The organism is Simiduia sp. (genome assembly GCF_058345725.1).
The window spans coordinates 1-17,920 of record NZ_JBTUOC010000008.1 but is presented as its reverse complement, the minus strand read 5'-3'; the positions used below and the strand labels follow the sequence as shown (position 1 = coordinate 17,920).

Annotated in this window: 21 protein-coding genes and 1 pseudogene; 3 read left to right on the top strand and 19 right to left on the bottom strand. The window is 51.8% G+C overall.

What is annotated here, in order from left to right; genetic code table 11:
- Positions 1 to 92: 92 nt before the first annotated feature.
- The 4 genes from ACW8F6_RS02155 to ACW8F6_RS02140 form a co-directional block, all read right to left on the bottom strand.
- Positions 93 to 1,655 (bottom strand): phospholipase D family protein, encoded by a 1,563-nt coding sequence (locus tag ACW8F6_RS02155; protein ID WP_491574196.1) that lies wholly within the window; start codon positions 1,653 to 1,655, stop codon positions 93 to 95.
- A gap of 271 nt (positions 1,656 to 1,926) precedes the next feature.
- A complete protein-coding gene (gene katG / locus ACW8F6_RS02150; RefSeq protein ID WP_491574195.1) occupies positions 1,927 to 4,152 on the bottom strand; it encodes a catalase/peroxidase HPI in 2,226 nt (741 codons plus the stop codon).
- Between the two features lie 436 nt (positions 4,153 to 4,588).
- Positions 4,589 to 4,867, bottom strand: coding sequence for a hypothetical protein (locus ACW8F6_RS02145; protein ID WP_491574194.1), 279 nt, complete (start codon positions 4,865 to 4,867; stop codon positions 4,589 to 4,591).
- Positions 4,864 to 5,217, bottom strand: a complete 354-nt coding sequence (locus ACW8F6_RS02140; RefSeq protein WP_491574193.1) for a 5-carboxymethyl-2-hydroxymuconate Delta-isomerase — start codon at positions 5,215 to 5,217, stop codon at positions 4,864 to 4,866. Before ACW8F6_RS02140 ends, ACW8F6_RS02145 begins: the two co-directional genes overlap by 4 nt.
- A 309-nt stretch (positions 5,218 to 5,526) precedes the next feature.
- Here ACW8F6_RS02140 and ACW8F6_RS02135 point away from each other — a divergent pair, with 309 nt between their 5' ends.
- A complete protein-coding gene (locus ACW8F6_RS02135; RefSeq protein WP_491574192.1) occupies positions 5,527 to 5,853 on the top strand; it encodes an ArsR/SmtB family transcription factor in 327 nt (108 codons plus the stop codon).
- Positions 5,843 to 6,340 (top strand): SRPBCC family protein, encoded by a 498-nt coding sequence (locus tag ACW8F6_RS02130; RefSeq protein ID WP_491574191.1) that lies wholly within the window; start codon positions 5,843 to 5,845, stop codon positions 6,338 to 6,340. Before ACW8F6_RS02135 ends, ACW8F6_RS02130 begins: the two co-directional genes overlap by 11 nt.
- A gap of 93 nt (positions 6,341 to 6,433) precedes the next feature.
- Here ACW8F6_RS02130 and ACW8F6_RS02125 read toward each other — a convergent pair whose 3' ends face one another.
- Entirely contained in the window at positions 6,434 to 6,838 is a 405-nt protein-coding gene (locus tag ACW8F6_RS02125; RefSeq protein WP_491574190.1) for a GFA family protein, read from the bottom strand.
- 308 nt (positions 6,839 to 7,146) lie between these two features.
- On the opposite strand from ACW8F6_RS02125, the gene ACW8F6_RS02120 reads away from it, so the two are divergent.
- Positions 7,147 to 8,010, top strand: coding sequence for a diguanylate cyclase domain-containing protein (locus tag ACW8F6_RS02120; RefSeq protein WP_491574189.1), 864 nt, complete (start codon positions 7,147 to 7,149; stop codon positions 8,008 to 8,010).
- A 95-nt stretch (positions 8,011 to 8,105) separates the two neighbouring features.
- Here the strand turns inward: ACW8F6_RS02120 and ACW8F6_RS02115 are convergent, their stop codons facing one another.
- From ACW8F6_RS02115 to ACW8F6_RS02050, 14 genes and pseudogenes are all read right to left on the bottom strand, one after another.
- Positions 8,106 to 8,447 carry a YajD family HNH nuclease gene (locus ACW8F6_RS02115; RefSeq protein WP_491574188.1) on the bottom strand — a complete coding sequence of 114 codons (342 nt, stop codon included), beginning with the start codon at positions 8,445 to 8,447 and terminating at the stop codon, positions 8,106 to 8,108.
- A 109-nt stretch (positions 8,448 to 8,556) separates the two neighbouring features.
- On the bottom strand, positions 8,557 to 8,838 hold the full coding sequence (locus ACW8F6_RS02110) for a hypothetical protein (protein WP_491574187.1): 282 nt from the start codon (positions 8,836 to 8,838) through the stop codon (positions 8,557 to 8,559).
- Between the two features lie 331 nt (positions 8,839 to 9,169).
- Complete coding sequence (locus ACW8F6_RS02105) at positions 9,170 to 9,778, bottom strand: HD domain-containing protein (RefSeq protein ID WP_491574186.1); 609 nt, start codon at positions 9,776 to 9,778, stop codon at positions 9,170 to 9,172.
- Between the two features lie 154 nt (positions 9,779 to 9,932).
- A complete protein-coding gene (locus ACW8F6_RS02100) occupies positions 9,933 to 10,631 on the bottom strand; it encodes a DUF4386 family protein (RefSeq protein WP_491574185.1) in 699 nt (232 codons plus the stop codon).
- A 302-nt stretch (positions 10,632 to 10,933) separates the two neighbouring features.
- Positions 10,934 to 12,403: an OmpA family protein gene (locus ACW8F6_RS02095; RefSeq protein WP_491574184.1), complete on the bottom strand. Its 1,470-nt coding sequence runs from the start codon at positions 12,401 to 12,403 to the stop codon at positions 10,934 to 10,936.
- Positions 12,404 to 12,622: 219 nt separating this feature from the next.
- Positions 12,623 to 13,036: a VOC family protein gene (locus tag ACW8F6_RS02090; RefSeq protein WP_491574183.1), complete on the bottom strand. Its 414-nt coding sequence runs from the start codon at positions 13,034 to 13,036 to the stop codon at positions 12,623 to 12,625.
- A 71-nt stretch (positions 13,037 to 13,107) separates the two neighbouring features.
- Entirely contained in the window at positions 13,108 to 13,440 is a 333-nt protein-coding gene (locus ACW8F6_RS02085; RefSeq protein ID WP_491574182.1) for a helix-turn-helix transcriptional regulator, read from the bottom strand.
- Positions 13,441 to 13,630: 190 nt separating this feature from the next.
- A complete protein-coding gene (locus ACW8F6_RS02080; protein ID WP_491574181.1) occupies positions 13,631 to 14,035 on the bottom strand; it encodes an MAPEG family protein in 405 nt (134 codons plus the stop codon).
- Positions 14,036 to 14,226: 191 nt separating this feature from the next.
- Positions 14,227 to 14,535 carry a hypothetical protein gene (locus ACW8F6_RS02075; RefSeq protein ID WP_491574180.1) on the bottom strand — a complete coding sequence of 103 codons (309 nt, stop codon included), beginning with the start codon at positions 14,533 to 14,535 and terminating at the stop codon, positions 14,227 to 14,229.
- Positions 14,536 to 14,643: 108 nt separating this feature from the next.
- Positions 14,644 to 14,997, bottom strand: coding sequence for a hypothetical protein (locus ACW8F6_RS02070; protein WP_491574179.1), 354 nt, complete (start codon positions 14,995 to 14,997; stop codon positions 14,644 to 14,646).
- Positions 14,998 to 15,504: 507 nt separating this feature from the next.
- Positions 15,505 to 16,119, bottom strand: a pseudogene (locus ACW8F6_RS02065) (IS3 family transposase); the annotation flags it as partial.
- Between the two features lie 239 nt (positions 16,120 to 16,358).
- Entirely contained in the window at positions 16,359 to 16,733 is a 375-nt protein-coding gene (locus ACW8F6_RS02060) for a transposase (RefSeq protein ID WP_491574178.1), read from the bottom strand.
- A gap of 534 nt (positions 16,734 to 17,267) precedes the next feature.
- Positions 17,268 to 17,633 (bottom strand): DUF2513 domain-containing protein, encoded by a 366-nt coding sequence (locus ACW8F6_RS02055; RefSeq protein ID WP_491574177.1) that lies wholly within the window; start codon positions 17,631 to 17,633, stop codon positions 17,268 to 17,270.
- A gap of 64 nt (positions 17,634 to 17,697) precedes the next feature.
- A partial coding sequence (locus ACW8F6_RS02050) for a hypothetical protein (protein WP_491574176.1) occupies positions 17,698 to 17,920 on the bottom strand: 223 nt, incomplete at its 5' end.

The following is a 17,920-nucleotide window of genomic DNA, read 5'->3' as shown; positions in this document are numbered from 1 at the left end:
TAGGTAACGCCGGAGCACTCCAAGCGCTCTCGGGGTATCTGCCGGGCATAGGTTCCTATTGCTCAGCCTTAGCTCAATCGCACCTGCGAGGGCTAGAGTTCGGATTCTGGCACAATGACGGACAATAGCCGAGTCACAAACCGCTGCCAGGCCGATGTTTCTGGTGCTTTGGTGTAATCGACGGGCTGGCCGTTTTCCAGTGTGTGCCAGAGGGGCTTGCCGCGGTCATCCAATGATACCTGATAGGCGCGCGCCAGCACTTGTGCGGCAAAGACGTCGTGCAGTTGCTGGGCGTGTGTTGGACTCTCGAAGAGTACGCCCAGTTCAGTGTTGAGGGCGGCGGATCTTGGGTCGAGATTAAACGAACCGATAAACATAAAGCGCCGGTCGAGTGCCATGTATTTACCGTGTAAGCTCGCGCGCGACGAGCCTTTAATGGTCAGTTGGTGCGCGCGCTGGTCGGCGTGCGGCTTAAATTCGTACAGGGCCACGCCACCCTCAAGCAGTTGTTGGCGGTAGTTGCGATAGCCGGCATACACCAGTGGCACATCGTTGGCTGCGAGTGAATTAGTCAGTACCTGCACGCGCACGCCGGCGGCCACCTTGTCGGTGAGAAAGCGGCTGAATTTATCACCGGGGACAAAGTAGGGCGAGACAATTAACAGGTCTGTTTGCGATTGCTCCATGGCGTCAAACAAATGTGGCGCTAAAAATTCTTGTTTATTGATGGCCTTGCGCGCAACTTTCGCCGGCTTGTCGTGCCAGAAAGCCCAGCGTCCCCAGACGATTTTCCGGTTGTTGAGGTCGTGGAAAATGCGCTGCCAACGACTGTCCAGTGCCTGGGCATAGTCGCCAGTTGTGGCTTCTGCCAGGTGGCTATCGGAGCGCTTGCGAAACGCTTGGTAAGCCGTAGGGGTTACGGTGCTGTCTGCCACTATTTGCGCCAAGGGGTATGCCCACTCGCTGTGCCAAAACAGGTCAAAGGCGGCATTGATTTCCTGCGCCACTGGGCCCACTGCCAATACATCCAGGTCGCTAAAGCCCACCTCGTGGCTGGCATCAAAATATTCGTCGCCAATATTTCTCCCGCCCATGATGCTCACGCTGCGATCTGCCGTGATCGACTTGTTGTGCATGCGGTGATCGAGTCGCTTGGCGTCCGCCATAAAATCCAGCCAGCGCGCTTGCCGGTGCGGGAAGGGATTAAACAGGCGTATGTCGATATTGGGGTGGTGTTGAATCAGCGCCAGTAAAGAGTCTTTACCCGTTGTATCTAAATCGTCTAGTAACAGGCGCACCTTGACGCCGCGATCGGCGGCGGCCAACAGCCGGTTGTGCAACACCTTGCCTACGCGGTCGTCGTGCCAAATATAGTACTGCACATCCAAGCTGACTTCGGCCTTTTCGATCATAGCCAGGCGCGCGGCGAGTGCGTCTATGCCGTCGCTCAGGGGATAAAAACCAGATTGTTCTGGATGCGCGTCGGCCAAAGCCGTAGTTGCGCGGTGGAGTGCGGATTGCGTCACGTCGGGACTGGCGGCCACGGGTTCGGGCGCGCGCGCGGGCAAAGACGAACAAGCGGTTACACAAAGTGCGCACGCCAAGAACAACAGTAAAATACAGCGGCGAACAGTCAGCCGTGTGCCATATCCCATAGAAGGCTCCTTTCAGGGGGCGTCGAGTGTCGCTAGTGAGGCGCCAAACGCCTTGGACCGCGACGGCTAATGCGGCGAAGATGCGTTTAATACTAACGCCCGTTGCCTGCAGCGCCAATAAAAAACTGCGGAGGGTAGTTGTGAGGCGATGGCATTATCAAGCCGGTGCGCTGGACTGGACAACGGACATGCCCAGTGTGTGTCGAGCATTGCAACGAAGAAGATAACCCCGGCGACGGCCGGGGTTAGTGGTTATTTACGGTCCATTGCCTTAGCGGCCCAGGTCAAAGCGATCGGCGGCCATGACCTTGTGCCAGGCGGCCACAAAGTCCCGTACCATTTTCTGTTCGCCGTCTTGGGCCGCATAAACTTCCGCTATGGCGCGCAGCTCGGAGTTGGAGCCAAAAATGAGATCCACGGTGGTGGCGGTCCACTTGGCTTTGCCCGTGGTGCGATCGTAACCCTCGTAAACGCCTTCGGTTTTGGCCTTGCGCCAGGCGGTGGACATGTCCAGCAGGTTGACAAAGAAGTCGTTGCTGAGCGTGCCGGGTTTGCTGGTTAGTACGCCGTGCTTGGTGCCGCCTGTATTGGCATTTAATGCCCGCATGCCACCCACCAGTACCGTTAGCTCTGGCACTGTGAGGTTGAGCAGATTGGCGCGATCCACCATGGCTTCGGCCGGGGCGTAAAAGCTTTGGGGCGAATAGTAGTTACGGAATGGATCGGCCTTAGGCTCTAGTACAGCAAAGGAGGCTACTTCGGTCTGTGCCTGTGTGGCATCGTTGCGTCCTGGCATGAAGGGCACGGTGACTGTATGGCCAGCCTTTTTTGCGGCCGCTTCTACGGCGGCATTGCCCGCCAAAACGATCACATCGGCCAGGGCCACTTGCTTGCCGCCGCCGAGTGTTTTGTTAAATGCCGTGCGGATTTTTTCCAACGCCCGTAAGGTTTTCGCCAGATTTTTTGGATCGTTGACGGCCCAATCCTTTTGCGGTGCCAGACGGATGCGCGCGCCATTGGCGCCTCCGCGCATATCGGTGGCGCGGTAAGAGGCCGCCGATGCCCAAGCGGTTTTAATCAATTCATTGTGCGCAATGCCGGACTTCAAAATACGGCTTTTCAGGTCGGCAATCTCTTGCTCATCAATGAGTTTAAAATCCACCGCCGGAATCGGATCTTGCCAGCTCAACACCTCCTGTGGAATTTCTGCGCCCACATAGCGTGCCCGCGGGCCCATGTCGCGATGGGTGAGCTTGAACCAGGCTTTGGCAAAGGCTAGATCGAATTCCTGGGGATTTTTCAAAAAACGCTCGGATATTTTACGGAACGCAGGGTCTTCTTTTAGCGCCAAATCGGTGGTGAACATGATGGGCGCATGGCGTTTTTTCGGATCGTGGGCGTCGGGCACCATTTTCGCGGCATTAGGGTCTGTGGGAATCCACTGGGTGGCGCCAGCCGGGCTCTTGACCTGCTTCCACTCAAAGTTAAACAAATTGGCCAAATACAAAATGGACCAGCGGGTTGGGGTTTGCGTCCAGGCACCTTCCAGGCCGCTGGTGGTGGTGTCTTCGGCATTGCCTTTGCCGCATTTATTGGTCCAGCCAAAACCCTGCGCTTCGATGGCCGCAGCGGCCGGCTCCGGGCCGGTGCAATCGGCCGGATTTTTGGCGCCGTGGGCCTTACCCAATGTGTGGCCACCGGCCACCAGTGCGACAATTTCTTCGTCGTTCATCGCCATGCGCCCAAAGGACAAACGCATGTCTTTAGCGGCGGCCAAGGGGTCGTGATTACCGCCAGGGCCTTCGGGATTGACGTAGATTAGGCCCATTTGTACTGCCGCTAAATCGCCCTTGAGCTTGCCGTCTTGGGTGCGGCGCTCATCGGCCAGCATTTTTTTCTCGGGTCCCCAGTAAACCACATCCGGCTCCCAGTCGTCGGCGCGGCCACCGGCAAAGCCAAAGGTTTTAAAGCCCATGGATTCCAGCGACACATTGCCCGCAAGAATCATTAAATCGGCCCAGGATAACTTCTTGCCGTACTTTTGCTTGACCGGCCAGAGCAGGCGTCGCGCTTTATCCAGGTTGGCATTGTCGGGCCAGCTATTCAAAGGATCGAAACGCTGTTGGCCGCCACCGGCACCACCTCGGCCATCGCCCACGCGGTAGGTGCCCGCGCTGTGCCAGGCCATGCGGATCATAAAGGGCCCATAGTGCCCGTAGTCGGCCGGCCACCAGGGTTGTGAGGTGGTTAAAACTTTTTCGATATCCTGTTTTACTTCGGCGAGATTGAGGGTGGCAAATTCGGCGGCGTAATCGAAGTCTGCGCCATAGGGATTGGAACTCACATCGTGGGCACGCAGCGGTGCCAAATTGAGTTGCTCCGGCCACCAGAATTGATTGGTCTTTGCGCCCTGTGCGCCCAGGGCACCTAGCGGTAAGGTGAGCGCGGTGACTGTAAGCAAGCTTGCGGCCAGCGCTGCGAGGGTTTTATTGTGCATTTTAACTGCCTCTGTGGTGAGTGAGTGGAAATAACCTCCGGCAGTTATAGTTCAGGCGCGCAATTTACGAAATTGGATAATAGTGAATGTAGCTATAGAAAAAACTGAACGCGTGCGGCTAGTTGTTTTTATTTCGATGGGCGATGTCAAATTCTTTTGAAATTCGATTAGCATCTATATCGGCATCGGTCTCGCGTTTTGACGCGCTTGCTGGGGTTAATGCCAATCTATTTTGACGACTGAGTTAAAATAATTTGAGACACTGGTGCTAGGTGTGTTCTTTTTCTGGGGCGGGTTTCGGGCCCCGGTTAGCGGGCTGAGTGAACCGTGTATGGCGCCTATGCGGCAGAGGTGTCGGCAAAAAAATCAGTGCGCGATATGCGCCAAACAGTAGCGCGGCCGGCGCGCTACGGCTAGATAGCGTTGACAGGTTAGGTTAAGACTGTCGACCAATCTCTTGGGTCAGTGCATTTTGTTTTCTGACGAGCTTGATGACAGTTACTGCCTCCCAGACGGCAATACAGGCACCCACAGCTAATAAAATGTAGCAATTGCTTTCACTGTTCAGCAGCGGAATAAATGCATCGCCCTGTGCGGCGAATACCCCATACATGCCTAGACCAATCAAAATCATACCGGGGGCACCGATGATCTGGGTTTTTATCATGGCCTTTTTAACGGCGGCCAATTCCGATTCCAGTGAGTTCTGCATCAAATATGTTCTCCAAGTTTGTGTGAGGCTTTCCGATAACTGTGCGGATCAATTTCGACAACTTCCACCGATACCGCACAATCTGGCGCGCAGTAAGCGCACAGGCTTTCCAGTACGGAATTCGTGAGGGCCGCTTTTTGCGCATGGTTTCGGCCCGCCAATATGCGCAGTGTGACGTGTACGAAGTCCGCAGGCTGACCACCCACCAGACCGTTGATGTAGGGTTGGGCGCGCACTTTAATATCGGCGCCATCGGCCTCAAAAAGCCCCGATGCCAGGGCATCCTCGTGCACCATATGCATCAGTTGCTGGCCGTTGAGCTGGGCGCTGTGTTCGATATGGCAATGGGGCATGGCCGTCCTTGAGTATCCGTCGGTAAATTTGACCTTAGGTATTGCTGTCCTTAGGCGCCAGAGTCGGTGCATTACGTCGCAACGCAAGCCCTCACAGGTGAGCACTGGTATTGGTGGCGGCCAGTGGCACTGGGGATTGGTCTTGATTCTCGCGCGCCGAATCTACGCTAACCTTATGATTTTATTGCGAAAGTGGCAACTATTTCCGCCAAAGACCAGGCGTTTAGTAGAGAATTTTTCATCAAGCTATTGCGCAACCAATTGGTTTCTTTTATTTTTGCAACCAAATGGTAGCAAATAGGGTGTGCCGTGCAACGAGACATATTTCAGGCAATTGCCGACCCCACGCGCAGGGCGATAATGGTGCTCATCGCCGCCAACGCCATGACCCCCAATGCCATCGCCGACCACTTTGATATATCGCGCCAGGCCACCTCCAAGCACATTCGCATTCTCAATGAGTGCGGCTTGGTGGACAGCGCCAAGACAGGGCGTGAAATCTACTACCAATTGAAAGTGGAAAAACTTAGCGAGCTGGATGTGTGGCTGGAGCAATTTCGACGCATATGGGAAGCGCGCTATCACAATTTGGATAACTTACTGGCCACCATGAAGGGAGACGGCAATGAACGCTAATCTGCAATTTGATTTTATCGTCGATAAAACACAAAACACGCTTACCATCACGCGGGAATTTGCCGCGCCCCGCCAACGGGTGTGGGATTGCTACACCCAGGCCGAGCTGCTAGATCAATGGTTTGCGCCAAAACCCCTTAAGGCCAAAACCCAATCGATGGACTTTCGCGAGGGCGGCCGCTGGCACTATGTGATGATCGAGCCCTCGGGCCAAGAGTATTGGAGTTTGCTGCAGTACCTGACCATTACGCCCCAAGCGCAGTACACCGCCTTGGATGGCTTTTCCAATGCGGCGGGCGAACTGAATCCCGATATGCCGCAGGCGCGCTGGGAAGTGAATTTTTCCGATAAGTCCGATCACGCACTGGTGCAAAGCATTGTGCAATACGCCTCGCTGGCCGATTTAGAAACTGTGGTGCAAATGGGCATGGAAGCGGGTATGGCCTCGGTACTTGAGCGGTTGGACGAACTGCTAGCGCGCCTGTAGCCGCACAGGGTCGACAAGCGATGAGATGCGTGCAGCGCGCGAGTGGCGCACGCAAATCGTTGCTCATCGGTCGTGTATCGCCGATACCGGAATCTATTCGGGATTATAAACGGGAATCTCTGGATCTGGCGTCACCCAGTCGGCTTTATCCTTGGTGTACACCTGCAGTGCTACGGGCTCATTGAACTCACCGGTGATATTGCCGCGGGCCACGTAAATGTGGTCGGGAAACTTATCGTTGTTGATACAGCTCACCGTGGCACCGCATTCAGTACAAAAGTTTTTGCTGAACTTTTCCGTTGCCTGGTAGTGTTTGATGCTATCGGCACCGCTTTCTATATGAAAGCTTTCGACTGGCATAACTACCCAAGAGCTGTAGTCTGCACCACTCAGCTGTCTGCACATATTGCAGTGACAGTTGAGCAGGATAGTTGGCGGTAGCGCTGCCACCCATGTAACGCTGCCGCAATGGCAGCGGCCGGTAATTGATGCTGTCATGCCTGTTCCTGGCTGTAGGAAAAAGTGTTCTTGTGTTGCGGCGTCGTCCCGTCGCCGGAGGTCATCCTTGCTGTCGCCCGTTAGATCCGCACAATGGCACTTTCGAGACCTGCGGATATTGTCCTAGATGTTATCACTTGGGCTCGGCGAGTCCAGTGGCCTGTTAGACCGTTGGTCGCACGCGCATTCGCTTTGCCTCGCTCGCAGGTGCGGCGCGCGACGCTGCGCCCATTGGGGGGGTGGGGATTTGCCCAATGCCCGTTCGAAGCGGCTATACTCTGTTGAACTGAACCAGCCGATTGTCCCCTATGCCTGTTGATTTAGACGCGCTTTATCCAAAACTGATCGGTCTGATGTTAGATACGGTATTTGTGGTTGATCGCAGCAATCACATTGTTTTTGTGAGCGATGCCTGTGAAGCGTTGCTGGGTTACAAGGCGCAGGAACTCATGGGCACCCCGATCATGAACTATATGCACCCAGAGGATATCCCCGACACGCGCGCCTCAATAGCGCAAATTATGCGCGGTCAGCCTACCAGTGATTTTCGCAATCGCTATATTCACAAGAGCGGTGCCATTGTGCATATACTTTGGTCTACTCGCTGGTCTGAAGAGGACGGTGTACGAATTGGTGTGGCACGCAACATTACCGCACTGCACCAGGCGGAAGTAGAGCTTCAGTTTTTGGCGCACCACGACCCGCTGACCGGTTTAACTAATCGGTCATTGTTTACGGATCGACTCAATTTGGCCGTGCGCCTGGCCCGTCGCCACTCGACTAAACTGGCGCTGCTATTTGTGGACATTAATGACTTCAAAGTAGTGAATGATACCCATGGGCACGCGGCCGGTGATCAGGTACTGTGCACGGTTGCGCGGCGGCTGGAAGCTTGTGTCAGAGAGGTGGACACGGTGGCGCGCCTTGGCGGTGACGAATTCATCGTACTATTAACCGACATCCATTCGGCGGAGGATGTGGCTATCAAGGTGCAACAGATTGAAGCCGCTATGGCAGAGCCAATGGCTTCCAAAGCGAAAGGTCTTCAGATGCCTTCGTGCAGCATAGGTGTTGCACTTTACCCAGAACACGGGCGGAGTATGGAGGCGCTGCTGAAGTATGCGGATGCGGCAATGTATCGGCATAAAACAAACCATACGGCTGCCCACTGAGCAAACGCTGCGCAACCCCCTATAGCGGAATACACACCACCTCCAGTTAACAGCCTATTGCACTCGCGCAAGCGGCCGCGCCTGCATGACATGCGCTAGGGCTTTTTGCTGTCCATCATGTTCTTTAAGTTTGCGAAGGGGTTGTGCGTAGCCGGAGCCCGCTCTTTGGGCTTGGTCGAACCGTAGAGCACGTGCTCGTGAAATTTGGCGTGCTCCATGTCGTGGCAATAGATGCACAATAACTCCCAGTTGCTGCCATCGGGCGGGTTGTTGTCGTGATTGTGATCGCGGTGGTGCACAGTCAGCTCGCGCAGGTTCGAGTAGGTAAATTCACGGGCGCAGCGGCCGCAGACCCAGGGGTACATCTTAAGCGCGCGGTCGCGATAACCCTGCTCTTGTTTGATATAGCTTTTCGGTGGGGTTTTATCGAGTGGCATAGTATGTGTTACCGGACGAAGGTGTGCATAGGTTTAGTTTATTAGTCATCGGAGCGGGCGTGCATCTATCGGGAGCTTGCTCGAAGCAGGCGAAGGCATTGCTACACAGCTAGCCCCGTTTTATGCGCACCACCTTCATTATTTCAAACTCCATGCCGGCCACCGTTTCGTGCGCCGGATAGTAAGTGATATTGACCCTGGCGCCCTTAAGGTTCTGGTATTTGCCTTTGCGCCGGAACTTAAAGGGCACATCACAGCCCTCTGTCATCACCGTATGTTGCACCCACTCACCGTCATCGCGCTGAACATGGGATATCACCTTTAACAACTCAGAGTGAATAAGGTTTCTATGGTTATCAACAAGCTTTTTGGGGTCTGACTGGGTACTCATGAGCCTCTGTACTTTGGCGTGCCTCGCGGCGGGTGCATGTCGGGGTGCATTCCAGCATACGCCACCTGGGCGCCGCTGGCAAAACGCGGAGCGCGCGACAACTCGGACGCCAAGCATGATCCGGTGTGCGGGTAACGCATTTCGAGTTTAAGCCCATCGCGACTCAAGGCTGCATTGAGAACAGCGTCTGGGTGCCATCAGGTGAACGGGCGGCCCTGGGCAAACGGCCTGCACGCGTTCCGCTGCGCACTGCCGCTCGCCCATGGAACGCGCGCAGCGCAAGGGGCGCTGATAGGTGTAGCCGAGGCACAATGACCCGTGACGTAAAGGATTAAAGTGCGGCCATGGCCCGCCGGATGTTGGCTCTGGCGGCGCTTTCATGCGTGTCTCTGAAGCAGTCCGTGTGGTAAATGTGGGGGCTGTCCAGAAAGCTGGCGAGTACGGCTTTGCGCTTTCTGCGGTATATAAACCAAGGTACGGCCTTGTATTCGCGGCGTACATTGCGTTCAAACTCATCGTAGACTGACGGTGGCGTGCCTAGGATCGTGAGGTCGATATCGACGATGAGCCGCTCATCGCAGGTGTTAACCGCGCCTGTGTGTAGGGTCGCCATAACCAGCTTAACGATGCGCGCGATGCCAGCCTCATCGTAGCCGCAACCTGCAAGAAAGGTTTTAGCCCATTGGGCGCTGTCTTGCTCATTGGTTTTAGATAGCGGTTTGTAGATGGCGTCGTGAAACCAAATGGCCAGCTCCAGTTCCGCAGGCCGTTCGGCCAGGTCTGCTACACCATCCAGGTGAGTCAGCATGGCCTCAATATGGGCCACCGTATGGTAATGCCTGTGGCGCTCAGAATAATCTTGATACAGTGCCTCATAACAGCCGTTGTCGGCACTGAGCCCCAGCTCGTTCATCAGCGCTTGCCACCTAGCTTTGGTCATCCCGCAACTCCTGCTAACAATTCACAGCCAGGCGCATCCGCCCAACTGATCTTGCGGCCAACCGCATGCAGTAGAATATGTAACTTGTTGCCGCTTCAGCGCAAGGGCAATGTTTACGACGATAGGTGTCAATAGGATGCTTTCACTTTATCTACTAACTTAAGTCTAAGCTTGTTGGGATTTCGTTCATCTGTGCCCGGTACAGGCTAATGCCGAGCCAGATAAACCAGGGAATCTGGCCCAGACCAAAAACAAGTGTCATCAACTCAAACACTGGGCTCCCTCTGAAAGCCGAGAAGAGCGCAAAGAGCGTAAGCGTACCCGCTACGCCCACGGCCAGGCCTAAGTAATTCAACCAGCGGCTAAATAGTTGGTGCTTGATGCCAATGAAGCTGATGATTGCCGTCCACACCGCACCTACTAGCTCAATATCGCCACCCAGGCCTCCCGCAACAACGCCCACCGAACGTTGCAAAGTGATCGCTGCGTCTGGGTCGGTAGCGTAAAGCGTCGTTAGCGCGTTAATACTTACCATTTCAATCAGAGATGAGGCCAATACAATGACGGCCCAAAAAAATCCGATCACCGTAGCGAAGGTGGTGAGGTTGGGCGCGCTCACAACCAAGCGCTGATGCACGGCCAGTACTAATACAACCAGCGCCAAGCTGAATAACAAGCCGGATACAAGCAGGCCCAGCAGGTAACTATCGCTGTTCTCTGTCATGAACTGTAACCGGCCCGTGGCGCCCTCATAGCCCGACGGGTCGAGGACGATCAGAAAAAGCACAATGCCGAAGATGTAGGTTAACCCTTCGATGATAGCGGCGATACCGCCGGATTGTTGTAATGTCATTGCGGTTCCCAGATGTGGAGAATTGTTTCTCTTATAGGCTAGCAGTGTACAGCTTAGTGGTTGGGTTGCGAGAAGAATACGAGCAACCGTGCCTGACCCGTGGTGAAGCGCTGAGCAAAGATGCGTGAACTCGCATTGACCCACTCACTGGCTGCCTGAACTAGCTATAGAGTTGGCTTACTTTGCAATGGAAAGCCAGTTTGACTCCAGGTCTATGGGGCAGACTCCTCGTCCATAATGCAGGAATCGATCTAATGGAATCTGCCATTCACTCTTAATGAAACACCTAAGGTAGAGCTGGATTATTGCAGCCGCTGCACCAGCTCCACACGCCGATTGCGCGCCTTGCCGGCGTCTTTGGTGTTGGTTGCGGCCGGTGCGTAGGGGCCGGCGCCAAAGGCCAGAAGTCGAGCTTGTGCAATTCCTTGTGCAACCAGTGCGGCCACCACGGCGTCGGCCCGTTGGCCGGATAGGGTCTGATTGTGGTTGAGGTCGCCGGTATCGTCTGTGTGGCCAACCACATACAGATTGAGCGTTGGTGTTTGCTTCAGCAGCTTGGTAATTTCCGCCAGTGTGTCGGCCGATTCGGGTTTAATTGTGGCCTTGCCGGTATCAAAATGGATACCGTAAATGCTGGCTTTACCGGTCTCGTCAAGCGCGCGTTTAAGTGACTCTGCAGAGACGCTCACCAGGCCGGTATCCAATTTCTCGACTTCGAGTATCACTTGTTGAACGCTGGCACTATCCTCGTGGCCACCAATGAACAGCGAGACGTGAACGGGGCCTTTTTCAGCAGCTTTGTGCGCCGAGAAAAAGTAGGGCTGGCGGTAGTCGTTATAGACCGAGCCAGAAGGCGAAAGTAGGCCACCCAGTTTGCGTGCTTGGTCGTTGGTACCGCAAGCCGCGAGCGCACAGGAAAAATCTATGGTGAAGCCTGCGGCCAGCAGGGCGGCCTTGTAGTTTTCGGCAATTTTTAAGGTGGAGCTGTTGTCGATGGTGTAAGTGTGTAAGCTTAAGTCGCCAGTTAAGGCTTGGGTCGCAATTTCAAAATTGGCCTGCCCTGGGTTGCTGACACCTACTGGCAAATTGAAGGGTGCATAATCGGTGCGCTTTTCATCGTAAATGTGTGCGCCTGGGTATCGGCTTATAAGGGGGTGGTCGCGCTCCAAATCGGAGGGCGTTGCCGCTGTAACGACTGTCGGTGCGGGTTGTTTTAGCAAGTAATCTTGATTGACCGACAATAGCGATGCATCCAGCGGTTCCTCTTCTACAATAACCTGCTGAATGGCAGATTCGCTGTCGTAGCCGCCAAAAAACAGCGCAACATGAATGGCGCCCTTGTTGCCTTTTCCTTCGGCAAGGATAGCGTAGGCGTCTCGGTAGTAGTTGTACACAGCGCCATTGGGCGACAGTGCCGAGCCAAAGATTCTTGCGGCGTCGCCGGTTCCACAGGCGTCGCGCTCACACTCAAATAGAATCTTAAACCCCAGTGATTGCAATGCTTGTCGATAATTTTTAAAGGTCTTCAGAGTTGATACGCCGTCAAGCGTATAGAAGATCTGGTTTAAGTCACCGGTAACTTGTTTGGTGGGCAGCTGGTCACTGCCCGGAGCTGGCATGCCGGTGGGTAGCGTAAAGTGGGTGTAGTCCAATACCTTTTTAACGTATACATTAGCGCCAGGGTAGGGCGCCAGTAGCGGATGGTTGGCGGTAGTCAGCGCTGAATAGGTGGACAAGAGTGCGCACACAAGTAATACAGAAAGGCGAGACATAATGGGCAAATCCTTTTTAGCCGACTAGAGAATAAACCTCTAGGCTAATGGATCTGTTGGCTGAAAACCAGTCGGTACTGCTCAAATTTGGCGACTTATTAAATCAAGGTTTTGTTGGAGGGTAGGGGTAGTTTAAGGGTCAAGGGGGGGGCAGGCATCCATGATGCTAATACTTACATCGGTTCCCTGGTGTCTGCCCCTTGATATTACCTCGATTTTCTATTTTTCTCGTTGAACCAAGCTAAACCAGTTTCCGGAGTTGTCTAGGCCCATAGCCTCGATACCGTAAAGCTGCTCTGTAGGTGGCTGGATGAATTTCACTCCTTTGGCTAGAAGCTCTTCATAGGTTGTTTTACAGTTGTCAGTTTCAAAAACACCTACTCCAAATGCGCCTTCTTCAATAAGGCTTCGTATTTTCTCGGCAGCGTCTTTGCTGAACATCGGTCCTTCTTTTGGCTCTGCCAATACCAGCTGGAGTTGCGGCTTAGATTTAGGATGTACAGTTAGCCATCGAAAATCGCTTTCCACTTTCATATCATCCCCAACCTCGAAGCCGAGTTTGTTTTTGTAAAAATCTAGTGCTTCGTCCTGATTGAGTACGTATATCGTTGCGTGCGCTATGGATGTGATCATTGATATATTCCCTGTTGTTAATTCATCTATATGCTATAGAAATAGTCAAAACGATGTTTCTCCAATATTGCTCACTTAGCCGATTTGCCCAAAAAATGGTAGGCATAACATGCCGGTATCACCTGCGAGGGAAAGCGAAATGCTTCAGAAGATAGAGCCCAAAGTTTACGACGATATACAGTAGGTGCCATACCCGTGTGCTTTAAAAACAATGAAGAAAAGCTACCAAGGCTTGTGTAGCCCACCTTCTGACAAATTTCTGAGACACTAAAATTTTCAGTGATAAGCATTTTCTTAGCTTGTTCGATCCTAAGCCGAATCAAGAATTCGTTAGGCGCTTCGCCATAAGTATCTTTTAAAACACGCAAAAAATGATAGGGCGACATATATGAGTGCTTTGCCATATCTGGCAAGCTGATCCTTGCGTGACAGTTATCCGAAATATAATCCCTGCTGGCATGCAATCTTCTAATTCTACTGTTCGTAGTCATAAAATATACTTGTTAAGCCATGTAAAATACAGCGCCCACAACAAGCGCCAGCTACGTATTTGCGCAGTAAAAACGCGAACTTTATCTCTTTATTAGCGTTTGTTTAAAACCACGGTACTAAGCCAACCACAAACATACCCGTCAAACCTACCAAGCTGACGGCAAAAGAGGCGCTGCGGGCAATTGATAAACCGCCATAATAGCAGCACATGTGCAGAATACGACCTACAAAATAGGCTATGGCAAACCCACTTAGCCAGGCTGCACTACCAGAAGATAGCACTCCAAAGCATGATAAAAGAATAAAGACGCCAATAGTCTCATTCGTATTTGCATGTGCTCGAGACGCTCTAAAGAGGAAGCTACTATGATCCGATTGCACCGGAAAGCCCGGAGTGTGCTTCAATTTGATGGCAGCGAAGTCCACAATTAATAGCTGTATTAAGCTCACAAGGCCAGTCAACCCCATGATTAAAACCGTGACTTTATACGGTTCAATATACTCCAAGATAAACTCCCTTTTTTGCGCGTTGTTTGATAGTGTAACGTGATTTTTTCGCACAAAGCAGCGGCGTAATTTGCATAACGCCTCTACCACTTGACAGCGGACTGAAATTGTAATTTATGTTGACGAAGTGGCAGCGTAGTGCATAAATTGCAACGAAGGGCTGTTGTTCCGGTGCATGGCTTTGTTATAAATTAATCATGAATACTCATATATAATGGCTGTTGGTAATGGGCAATTGTTGTACAATCTCCCTTTATTGAAGGTTCTATCCTTACATTTATTTTTTTCCCAGAAGTGTAGGCAGCAAGGACCATAGAATCACTACGGCTTGATAGTGCGCATATCCACGGATCTCCAGATGTATTGAGTTTAAATGCAACATGCTCATTACATTTTGTAGGAATGTCCATAACAACAGTCACTTCACCAACACAGTTTTCACTAGCAATCGATAAGTTTGTTGATAAACAAAAAAGTGTTGGAAGTATTAACTTTCTCATATTTAGTACCTATTTATTACGCCGGTGGCAAGGGCAAGTAAAGGGCGAGGCGCGATTGGCGCCGAGTCCAGCAGCGATAGCTGCGAGCTTGGCCGCCCTTGTTACACACTACTCGACAATTGAAATTACAGTAAGCTTTGGAGCTTTGTAGTTCCAGAAGGAGTGACATCCATTTACCCAGCCTGTTATCGATTTTCCTGATGCTTTAGCGGCAAGTGCAATTGAAAACATTTCTTTTTCATAAGGAGAGTCTTTGTTGATTACCAATGTACGCTCTCTACCAGAATCGCATTGCTCAGTATGCTTTTTTTCTCCATCATTAGCTATGTTAACAATAAGCATATGTGAGTCATGCACTGCTACGCTAACAACCCTTACCGGGCCAAAAGAACTATTAGCAAATACCTGCATTCCTGAAGCAGATAAAGCTATTATAAATGATACTTTTGCGATATTTTTCATTCCCTATCCATTTTTTCGTTAATGTGTAACGCCCGTGACAGCCGAGAGCGTTAGCGAGTCGGCTGGTTGCGTTGGATAAAGTGCGACACTGGGTTTTTGCTGCGAAGTAAGCTACGGAGCGCCAGCGATGCCACACTTGATTAATTTTACCAGCAATAATTCCATGCTTGATGGTTACTGGGAGTTTGTTCATTTTATTTTTATACGAAAAGAAAACGAACCAAAAGAAACGTACCCCGGCTACGCGCCCTAAAGGGTTCGTTCGCTCCAGTCGGATTTTAGGGGTCGCGCAAACAGGGTCCTGCCTGATCGTCGCTCAATTGGGCGTCCTTGCCCAATTGCCCCCTAAAATCCGACTTCCGCTCACCGCTGCGCAAGGGGTCCCAATAGCGGAGCTTCGTAGCAAAGCACTTACAATATTTCTAGCGATGCACTAAAAAGCAGAGCACATTAACGCCTGCAACAAACGCGAGCGTAGTGATCCTATACCACTTTCGTTGACACTTTTTACGCACACAGTCTTTCATATTCCTCAGGCGACTGGAAGGATAAACTGGTGTGTATTCGCTCCCGATTGTAGAACTCAATGTATTCAATGATGTATGCCGTGGCCTCAATCTGATCCACAAATGATTTCTGGTGGACAAGCTCTGCCTTCATGCTGTGGAAGAACGACTCGACGACAGCATTATCCAGTGGCGTTGCCTTTCGACTCATGCTTCTGGTCAAGCCTGCTGACTCGACCAATTCGCGATACTCGTGCGCCGCATACTCAATCCCTTGGTCAGAATGAAAGATGCAACCTGATTGAGCCCCCTGTCTCGCAAGCGCCATACTGAGAGCACTCTTCGTGAGCTCAGTATTACGCTTGCGACCAAACGACCAGCCGATTACCTTACGACTAAAGAGATCCATGACAACTGCGTGATAAAGCCAGCCCTTACCTGTCCTTACATAGGTAAAGTCGCCGGCCCACTGGGCACCCGTCGCGGCGGGAGCCTCAAGTTCGGCGAGGTGATTGCCCGCGCCAGAATATAACTCTTGATGACCAGGCCGCCACGTATACAGACCAGTAGTAGAGGCTTTAATTCCCAGCTCCTTCATGAGTCTATTAATCCGTCTGACACTGCAGGTTAAGTTCTATCTGCGCAGTTCGGCATGAAGCCTGGGTGCACCGTAAGCTCGACGAAACCCCTGGTGCGTCTCTTCAATTGCCGACATCAATACAAAGTCATACTGACGAGTAGCGGAAATTGGTCGATTGCGCCATGCGTAGAAGCCACCACTGGTAACACCAAAGAGGCCACAAAGCCTTCGAACATCTCTACCCACGCGGTTCTTCTCTATTAACTCGAAGACTTTTACTTTTTCTTTACGAAGAACCGCTCGGCTTTTTTTAGGAGATCAAGCTCATCGTCACGTTGAGCCAGGTCTTTCTCAAGTTTGCGGATGCGTTTTTCAGCATTACGGAGCTTTTTCTCTAACGCCCTATCTTGATCAGTTTTCTTAGTGCTCGCCACACTCACTCCCTTTGTTGGCTGTCTTTCAGCAAGAGGGTTACCCCTCAGTTCACCATTACGGTATTCCATTTGCCACCGATAAACCATCACCGGATGAAGGCCTAGTGTATCGGCAATATTTTTGGCCTTAACGCTAGGGTTGCTGGCAAGCTTAACAACCATTTTCTTGAAATCCAGCGTATATCGATCGTAGTGACGCTTTCTGGTTTGACCCATCTTCTTCCCCTCTAGATTGACAGAAATTACTGTCAACTAAAGTGGTGTAGGTTCAGTAGCGTAAGCCGTCCCTGCCGCACGTTTTTTGTGCGGCCCAAGAGCCGCTTGTTATGTTTAACGAACTTCAATAGATGTGCATTTTTTGTTTATGCATGATAGCTCTTGGCGAAAGCACATTACCTCAATCTTTGGGCCGGTGTAGTTCTCGCAAACTTCAAGAGTTTTAGCATCATGTGCATCTACGTATATTTGGTTGATCGGGCTTCCGCAGCTCCCTGAGCATCCTGTTTTTACCAATACACACTGATCGTCAGATTCGCAAAATTTATGCTCAACGAGAACCCCATCATCGTCATAGAGTCTGCCTTCCTCGAAGAGAATATATCCTTTTACGACAACTGCGAACATAGCTAGAACAATGATCGAAAATATAACGTTCTTCATTTGCTCATCAAAACATAACGCCTGCATTTGGGGCGGCGGAGCGAACGCGTAGCCGTCCCGCCGCGTTTAGCGGCGAACAAGATGCACTTGTTAGCCATTGATTCCCAGATTATTTTTAACAACTTGAGCGAGGACCTCACCCCAAATTGCAAAAGAAGCATTACCAAGCTTACCCACCATGCCTTTTGCCTGTGCCCATACAGAATCATTGTAAGCATTGGCGATAAACTCATGCCCTTCCCAAGTTAGATTAATTGGTATAGCAGAAGGACTTTTACTTCCCGCGCTTGTATCAACCGCAGCGTCTATGAGTCCGGCATCGTAAAGCAGGTAGCAATGGTATCCAACTTCCTCATCCGTAAATCCCTCTATTGAAAAGTAGTGTGGCGCATGCCCGTGAGCACTATCCTCCATAGATTGAAGTATCTTTCGAACTAGATCCATATTCCGCTTCATGCTTACCTCCTTGGCTAACGCCCGTGACAGCCGAGAGCGCTAGCGAGTCGGCTGGTTGCGTTTGTTAAAGTGCGACACTGGCACTTACTACGAAGTGCTTTGCGGAGCGCCAGCGATGCCACACTTGATTAATTTTACCCGAAACAATTCCATACTTGATGGCTGCTGGGAGTTTGTTCATTTTCTTTTTATACGAAAAGAAAACGAACCAAAAGAAACGCACCCCGGCTACGCGCCCTATCGGGCTCGTTCGCTCCAGTCGAATTTTAGGGGTCGCGAAAACAGGC

Coding starts and splice junctions, on each gene's coding strand:
- ACW8F6_RS02155 (WP_491574196.1), bottom strand. CDS start 1,655: ATGGGATATGGCACACGGCTGACTGTTCGCCGCTGTATTTTACTGTTG.
- katG (WP_491574195.1), bottom strand. CDS start 4,152: ATGCACAATAAAACCCTCGCAGCGCTGGCCGCAAGCTTGCTTACAGTC.
- ACW8F6_RS02140 (WP_491574193.1), bottom strand. CDS start 5,217: ATGCCCCATTGCCATATCGAACACAGCGCCCAGCTCAACGGCCAGCAA.
- ACW8F6_RS02130 (WP_491574191.1), top strand. CDS start 5,843: ATGAACGCTAATCTGCAATTTGATTTTATCGTCGATAAAACACAAAAC.
- ACW8F6_RS02125 (WP_491574190.1), bottom strand. CDS start 6,838: ATGACAGCATCAATTACCGGCCGCTGCCATTGCGGCAGCGTTACATGG.
- ACW8F6_RS02120 (WP_491574189.1), top strand. CDS start 7,147: ATGCCTGTTGATTTAGACGCGCTTTATCCAAAACTGATCGGTCTGATG.
- ACW8F6_RS02115 (WP_491574188.1), bottom strand. CDS start 8,447: ATGCCACTCGATAAAACCCCACCGAAAAGCTATATCAAACAAGAGCAG.
- ACW8F6_RS02110 (WP_491574187.1), bottom strand. CDS start 8,838: ATGAGTACCCAGTCAGACCCCAAAAAGCTTGTTGATAACCATAGAAAC.
- ACW8F6_RS02105 (WP_491574186.1), bottom strand. CDS start 9,778: ATGACCAAAGCTAGGTGGCAAGCGCTGATGAACGAGCTGGGGCTCAGT.
- ACW8F6_RS02100 (WP_491574185.1), bottom strand. CDS start 10,631: ATGACATTACAACAATCCGGCGGTATCGCCGCTATCATCGAAGGGTTA.
- ACW8F6_RS02095 (WP_491574184.1), bottom strand. CDS start 12,403: ATGTCTCGCCTTTCTGTATTACTTGTGTGCGCACTCTTGTCCACCTAT.
- ACW8F6_RS02090 (WP_491574183.1), bottom strand. CDS start 13,036: ATGATCACATCCATAGCGCACGCAACGATATACGTACTCAATCAGGAC.
- ACW8F6_RS02085 (WP_491574182.1), bottom strand. CDS start 13,440: ATGGCAAAGCACTCATATATGTCGCCCTATCATTTTTTGCGTGTTTTA.
- ACW8F6_RS02075 (WP_491574180.1), bottom strand. CDS start 14,535: ATGAGAAAGTTAATACTTCCAACACTTTTTTGTTTATCAACAAACTTA.
- ACW8F6_RS02070 (WP_491574179.1), bottom strand. CDS start 14,997: ATGAAAAATATCGCAAAAGTATCATTTATAATAGCTTTATCTGCTTCA.
- ACW8F6_RS02060 (WP_491574178.1), bottom strand. CDS start 16,733: ATGGGTCAAACCAGAAAGCGTCACTACGATCGATATACGCTGGATTTC.
- ACW8F6_RS02055 (WP_491574177.1), bottom strand. CDS start 17,633: ATGAAGCGGAATATGGATCTAGTTCGAAAGATACTTCAATCTATGGAG.